Origin of the sequence: Gordonia sp. (in: high G+C Gram-positive bacteria) (assembly GCF_012515855.1) — a bacterium.
Taxonomy (GTDB): domain Bacteria; phylum Actinomycetota; class Actinomycetes; order Mycobacteriales; family Mycobacteriaceae; genus Gordonia.
Window position 1 is genome coordinate 21508 of the sequence record NZ_JAAYXO010000065.1, and the last position, 6674, is coordinate 28181.

A 6674-nucleotide genomic window follows, 5' to 3' on the forward strand; every position below is an offset into this window, starting at 1 on the left:
CACCCCGCAACTGTGATTCGCATCGTTTCAGAGGAGTCGCCAGCATGCGGGTGAGCGCTGTCGACGAATCGACCTTCCGCATCGGCACGGTGATCCCCCTGCAGGGGCCGGGAGGAATCTTCGGGCCGTCGTGCATCGCGGTGTGCGAGATGGCCAAAGACGAGATCAACCGCTCGAACGGCGTCAACGGTCGCCAGGCCGAGTTGGTCTACATCGACGGCGGTCAGCGCCCCACGGCCGTCGCCGCCGAGGTGGCCCGGTTGATCGACGCGGGTGAGATCGATGCGGTGACCGGATGGCACATCTCGTCGATCCGCCATCTGCTGACGCCGATCGTCCGCGGCCGGGTGCCGTACGTCTACACCTCGCTGTTCGAGGGAGGCGAACACGCGTCGGGCGTGTACTGCAGCGGAGAGACTCCCGAGCAGCAGATGTTCCCGGCGATCGCCTGGTTGCGCCGCAATCTCGGGATCCGCCGGTGGCACGTGGTGGGCGCGAAGTACGTGTGGCCCGTCCGGTCGATGGAGAAGACCATCCGCTCGGCCTCTGCGCTGGACATCGAGATCGTCGGCAGCACCTTCGTCGAGATGGGGATGGGCACCGATCCCCTGCTACCGATCGAGGTCGCGGCCAGCGGCTGCGACGGGGTCCTGATGCTGCTGGTCGGGCAGGACGCGGTGGCCTTCAACCGCTCGTTCGCCGAGGCCGGACTGCATCGCAACATCACGCGCTACAGCCCGCTGATGGACGAGAACATGCTGCTGGCCAGCGGCGCCGAGGCCACCGAGAATCTGTACTGCTCGGCGTCGTACTTCAGCAGCCTCACCAGCGCCGACGCCCTCGACTTCCTGAGCCGCTACGTCTCCGCGGGCGGTCCCGCCGCACCGGCGCTGAACAACATGGCGCAGTCGTGCTACCAGGGCATCGCGACCCTTGTGCAGTTGGCGCGGCGTGCCGACGGCTTCTCCGTCGCCGAGTTCGACGAGGCCATCGACGGCCTGGTGCTGGAAGGACCGCGGGGCGTGGTCCGCTACCACGGCAACCAGGCGGTGCAGTCGGTCAACCTGGCGCGGGCCGATGTCTTCGACTTCGAGGTGATTCAGACCCTGTAGCGATCGCGGAGGTCTGCGCGGAACCGCTCAGATCGCCAGAATCGGCAGCACCACCGCGATCGGGACCAGCACACAGCCCACCAGAACATAGCGGCGCCAGGGCACGTCGACGCCGCTGCGGCGCAGTTGGTCGTGCCAGAGCAGGGTGGCCAGCGACGCCCACGGCGTCACAATGGGCCCGGCGTTGACACCCACCAGCAGGGCGGCCATGCCCGAGGCCTGGCTGACGCCGACGTCGAGCGCAAGGAAGGCCGGGATGTTGTTGATCAGGTTCGCCAGCAACGCTCCGGCACCGCCGATCAGCAGCAGGCCGCCGGTGGAGTCCTCGCCGCTGCCGACCAGCCGCGAGATCACCTCCGCCGCACCCGCGGCATGCAGTGCGGCGGCGACCGTCGAGAGCGCGGTGACGAACAGCAGCGACGTCCACGGCACCAGGCCGGACGTCACCGACGGTCGTGCCGATCGCAGTGACACCGTCACCAGCACCAACGCCGCGACCGCGGTGGACAGCCAGTACGGAACGGGCGAGACCAGCAGCGGGACCAGCAGGCCGAGGACGATCAGACTGATGCGGAGCCGACGGTCGTGGCCCCCGGGACGATCGGATGCGGGACCCGTCGGCACCGCGTCGTCAGCACCGCCGGGCTCGCCCCGGTACGCCACCCACGACGCGACCGCCGCGACCGCCAGCGCGACCACCGCGGGCCGCCACATCTGCGCCAGATAGTCGCCGGTGCCGTGGAACATGCCACCGGACACCGCGAGCAAATTGGTGAGGTTGGAGACCGGCAGCAGCAGCGAGCCGATGTTGGCGATCCACACCACGGTCAACCCGATCGCCCACAGACCCGCGCCGGATCGTCGGGCGAGTGCCACGGCCAGCGGCGTCACCATGATCGCCGTGGTGTCGAGCGACAGGAAGACCGTCGCGAAGGTCGACAACACCACCACGTGAACCCAGGTCGCCGCACGCTCGGAGCAGCCCGGAAGCACGACGCGACGCAATCCGTCGGCGATCGCGTCGAAGGCCCCGGCGTCGGCCGCGAGATTCACCACCACCGACATCGCGACGACGAACAGCAGAACCGGACCGAGCCGCTCCACCAGCGCCGTCGCGCGGTCGGGCGAGAGCAGGACGAGGGCGACGCCCGCGGCGATCGTCGCCGCGGCCAGCAGCCACGACCACCGGGGCGATGCCGTCACTCGGCGTGCGCGGCCCCGGCCGTGACCTCGGGCGACGGTGCCGCGGGCATCGCGATGATCGCGAGATACGCCGCGATGCCGAGGAGTTGGACCACTGCAATGACGGTGACCGAGAAGTCGGCCCAGTCGCCGTTCATCATCAGCAGTCCGGGGATGGTGCCGGTGGTGACCGACTGGATCGCCGAGATCGCGCCGGCTCCCCTGCCGAACCGGGCGCTGCCGGTGACCCCCGCGAGGAAGAACGCTGCGAAGAGCACCACCCACGACACCCAGAGCCAGGCCAGGCGCGGGTCGGACTCGGAGAAGTTGACCACCGCGAGCACCGCGGAGATGACCGCGGCCCAACCGCAGTACCAAGCGACGCCGGAACCATCGGCGTCGGTGAGAGTGCTGACGGCGACGGTCAGGTAGGTGAATCCGAAGACGCAGAAGCCGAGGGCGCCGAAGAGCGCCATCCGATCGTCCAGCGCGGCCGGGACCGCGCCGAGCAGCGACGTGGTGACGATCAGCGCGCCGACCAGCAGGTTGGCGGGAATCGCCGCGCGCGGCGACACCGGTCCGAGGAAAACCAGTCCGTTGACGAGAAGAACCGCACCGACGAACACAAGAGCAAGACTGGACATCTGTAACCCCTCCGGGTTGTGAGCTGCTCGAGGCAGCCGTGGTCAGACAGACTTGGTGCAGGGAAGTTTAGTTCGGGCGTTGCCTCGACGCGCCATTTGCGACAAACCGCCTCGGGGCGGGCGCCGATCGGCAACAACGCGACGGTCCGCGGACGGGGAGCGCCTCAGCTCCCCGCCCACGGACCGTCACTCGCCCGGGTACTACCGTCGTCCAGCCGTCGCCGCAGACGCACCGACGGGCGCGCGCTGCCCCTGCATCGGGTCGGACTCCTCGATGAAGCGGCCCACCTTCAGGACCGTCGCCTCGTCGAAGGCCTTGCCCACGATCTGGACGCCGACCGGGAGGCCGTCGTTCAACCCACCCGGCACCGTCATCGCGGGCAGTCCGGTGAGGTTGCTCGGTCCGGTGTAGCGGATGAAGTTGTCGACCAGGTCGACCGGATTGCCGTTGAGATCGGCCACCGGCGAGCCGATGTCCGGCGCCATCACCGGCAAGGTCGGCGCAATGAGAACGTCGACGTCGGCCAGTGCAGCGGTGAACTCCTGCTTGATCTGACGACGCACCTGCTGGGCCTGCAGGTAGTCGACCGACGAGAAGAGCTCACCCAGGTAGAACAGGAATCGGATGTCGTCGCCGAAGTCCTGCGGGCGGGTCTCCAGGTCGCGGTGATGGATGGCGGCCGCCTCCGACAGGCTGACCGCGAGCTCGGTCCACTCCGAGTACTTGAGCGCCGGAATACTCACCTTCTTCACCGTGGCGCCGCGACTGACGAGATCGTCGATCCGGGCGCGGACCAGTCGCTCGATGTTCGTGTCGACGTCGCGGAAGTAGTAGTCCTCCTCGATGCCGATGACCAGGCCCTTCGGGTCGCCGCCGAGTGCTGCGCGGTAGTCGCCGACAGGGACGTCAGCCGATGTCGGGTCACGGTGGTCGAAGCCGGCGATGGCCTGCAGCATGGCCGCCGCGTCGTCGACGGTCTTCGCCATCGGACCGATGTGGTCGAGAGTCCAGGCGAGCGGGTAGCAGCCGAATTTGGCGACGCGCCCGTGCGTCGGCTTGAGGCCCACCAGGCCGCAGGCCGCCGACGGGATGCGGATGGAGCCCGCGGTGTCGGTGCCGAGCGTCGAGAACGACATGTCCGACGCGACGGCAGCGCCCGAGCCACCGCTCGAACCGCCGGGCACCTTGTCGAGGTTCCACGGATTGTGGACCGCGCCGAAGTGCGGGCTGTTGTTGTCGATGCCCCACGCATACTCGTGCATGTTGAGCTTGCCGGTCAGCACGATGCCCGCGTCGCGGAGCTTGCTGACGGCGGTCGCGTCGTCCTTGGAGACGAAGTCACCGTGGATCTTCGACGACATCGTGGTGACCTCGCCCGCCACGTACAGGTTGTCCTTGAGCGCCATCGGCACACCGTGCAGCGGGCCGCGGTGCTCGCCCGCAGCGATCTCCTGCTCGGCCTTCTGCGCCTCGGCCATCGCGGCGTCGTCGCGGAAGCTGACGTACGCGTTCACCTCGTCATTGAGGCGATGCGCATGGTCCAGGAGACTGCGCGTCACGTCGACAGGCGAGACCTGCTTGGTGCGGATCAGTTCTCCGACCTCGACGGCGGACTTGCTCAGCAGTTCGTCAGACAAGGTGATCTCCTCCCGGGATGTTGCGGACCGAGATGTCCGCGTCGTCGATTGCGATGTTGTCCAGATCGCCCTTGAGTGCGACGATCTCGGCCCATTTGGCCTCGATCTTCACCAGTTCCTCGGCGCTCGGGGGCACGCCCCGCGCGGCCAATGCATCCTTGATGGACAGCGTCATCGGTTCTCCAATCGATCCGGCCGGAGGTCGTGCAGGTACCGGCAGTGTGACCATTTGCATTAATTCCATTTGGAATGTTTTCAAATGTAGTGCATAGATCACAGTTGCGGGCCGGAATGGCGTAACTCACTTTCAAATGAAAGTTTCTGCTGGTCGTACGCCCCAACGACGACGCCCCGCAGCCGCCGAGTGGCGGATGCGGGGCGCATTGGTGGTCGGTTGTCGGTGGTCGGTCGTCGGTCAGGCAGGATCCTTGTAGTAGACGAGCTGATGCGTCGTCGCGAGCAAGGTGTCGCCCGACCACAGCTGGCCGTACTGGTCAAAGTGTCCGTGCCCGAACCGGGCGCCTCGCGCAGTTCCGAGGACGTGATCGGTCCCATGCGCGGCGAGTTCCTCGGCCGTCGCGTGGAAGTACACGGTCAGCGAGATGGTCCCCGCCGGCATGTAGGCGCCGTGCCGGAGGAACACGCGGGGGAAGAAGCAGTCGGCCATCGACGTCAACGACGGGAAGTCGATCGGGCGCGCGGGCTGGTCCCGGAGCCACACGGTCGACGTCGAATCGTCATTCTTCTCCTCGGCCAGACCGCCGACCACAAACCGCTTGTCGTACTGCTTGGCCCACTCGATGAACTCGACGAAGTCCGTCGCCTCCACCTCGTCGGCGGGAGGCGCCTCCGGCGGGGTCGGTTCGGTGTCTGCCCAGGTGTCGCGGACCACGCCGAACACGGCGGAACCGGTGGCGACGATGTGATCCTCCTGGTTGATCGTGAACACCCAGTGCTGATTGGTCCGGTTGGTGCGCACCGCCTGCAGATCCAGATCCCAGTCGCCGTAGGCGATGGGCGCGACGTAGTTGATCGTCAGCGCGAGCGGATCACCGAGGACGTCGGGGTGCTGCTGGATTCCGTTGATCACGGTGGCCGCGGTGATCCCGCCGAACGGGCCCACCATGTTGGCGTACGCGGGGTGCGTGGTCGCGCGAACCACATGGCCCGCTGCCGTGGCGACCGGAGCGAGGACGATCGCCTCGTCGAAAACGTGAGTCATAGCGGTGACGGTAACAGAATGATCGTTCTACTTACGAGTACCCTGTGAGCATGACCACGCCTTCCGTACGCGACCGCTTGCTGATCTCGGCCATGGCACTGCTTCGCAGCAAGGGCGCCGACGGCTTCGGCATGTCGGAGTTGTTGGAGCACAGCGGCGTCGCCCGTCGATCCATGTACCAGCACTTTCCCGACGGCAAAGCGGAGTTGCTCGAGCAGGCGACGGCGTCCGCGGGTCGCTATGCGGCGCGGGAGTTGGCGACAGCACAGGACGGCCGGTCGCCCGTCGACGCGTTCGTCCTGGTGCTCGAGAGCTGGAAGGAGATTCTGACGACCAGCGACTACCGGTTGGGGTGCCCGCTGGTCGCTGCCGCGCTCGCCACCGTCGAATACCCCGCGGCCGCCGAACGCGCGGCCGAGGCCTTCGCCACCATGTCCACCCAGATCGCCGAATCTTTCACGCGCGACGGTGTCGACCCTGAGACCGCCAGAGGCATCGGCCACATGCTGATCTCCTCCCTCGAAGGCGCCATCATCACCTCGCGCGCCCTGCGCTCGGTGGAGCCGCTCGATGCCCTGGCGTCTCACGTCCGGCACATGTGGGGCTGACGGATCCTGCTCCCTCAGCTGCGCTCGCTCGCCCGAAGTTGATCGAGTGCCGCTGCGGCGCGAAGCCCGCATCGGTTTATCGAGATCGCCACCGCACGCCGTCGCCCGGTCTCGATTATGCGCGGGTTCGCTGCGCTCACACGCCGACTCGACCAACAACGGGGACAGGCTGTTTCGGCTACGCTCGCTCCCCCACGCTGATCGAGTGCCGCTGCCGCGCGAAGCACGCAACGGCGTAGCGAGATCGCCCCGCACGCCGTCACCCCGG

7 protein-coding genes are annotated in these 6674 nt (G+C 67.5%); 2 read left to right on the forward strand and 5 right to left on the reverse strand.

Translation table 11 applies throughout. The features are described from left to right. Positions 1-44 precede the first annotated feature (44 nt). Positions 45-1112 carry a substrate-binding domain-containing protein gene (locus GX543_RS04505; protein ID WP_290850090.1) on the forward strand — a complete coding sequence of 356 codons (1068 nt, stop codon included), beginning with the start codon at positions 45-47 and terminating at the stop codon, positions 1110-1112. 27 nt (positions 1113-1139) lie between these two features. On the opposite strand, the gene GX543_RS04510 is transcribed toward GX543_RS04505, so the two are convergent. The 5 genes from GX543_RS04510 to GX543_RS04530 form a co-directional block, all read right to left on the reverse strand. Next, positions 1140-2315, reverse strand: coding sequence for an SLC13 family permease (locus GX543_RS04510; RefSeq protein WP_290850091.1), 1176 nt, complete (start codon positions 2313-2315; stop codon positions 1140-1142). Next, complete coding sequence (locus GX543_RS04515; protein WP_290850093.1) at positions 2312-2938, reverse strand: AmiS/UreI family transporter; 627 nt, start codon at positions 2936-2938, stop codon at positions 2312-2314. Before GX543_RS04515 ends, GX543_RS04510 begins: the two co-directional genes overlap by 4 nt. Positions 2939-3139: 201 nt before the next feature. Next, on the reverse strand, positions 3140-4576 hold the full coding sequence (locus tag GX543_RS04520) for an amidase (RefSeq protein WP_290850094.1): 1437 nt from the start codon (positions 4574-4576) through the stop codon (positions 3140-3142). Beyond that, the gene (locus tag GX543_RS04525) at positions 4569-4751 is read right to left on the reverse strand and encodes a hypothetical protein (protein ID WP_290850095.1); all 183 of its coding nucleotides are present in this window, start codon (positions 4749-4751) and stop codon (positions 4569-4571) included. The genes GX543_RS04520 and GX543_RS04525 overlap by 8 nt, the downstream gene beginning before the upstream one ends. Before the next feature lie 240 nt (positions 4752-4991). Continuing rightward, entirely contained in the window at positions 4992-5798 is an 807-nt protein-coding gene (locus GX543_RS04530; protein WP_290850096.1) for a thioesterase family protein, read from the reverse strand. A gap of 50 nt (positions 5799-5848) precedes the next feature. Here GX543_RS04530 and GX543_RS04535 point away from each other — a divergent pair, with 50 nt between their 5' ends. After that, positions 5849-6406 carry a TetR/AcrR family transcriptional regulator gene (locus GX543_RS04535; protein WP_290850097.1) on the forward strand — a complete coding sequence of 186 codons (558 nt, stop codon included), beginning with the start codon at positions 5849-5851 and terminating at the stop codon, positions 6404-6406. Positions 6407-6674 lie beyond the last annotated feature (268 nt).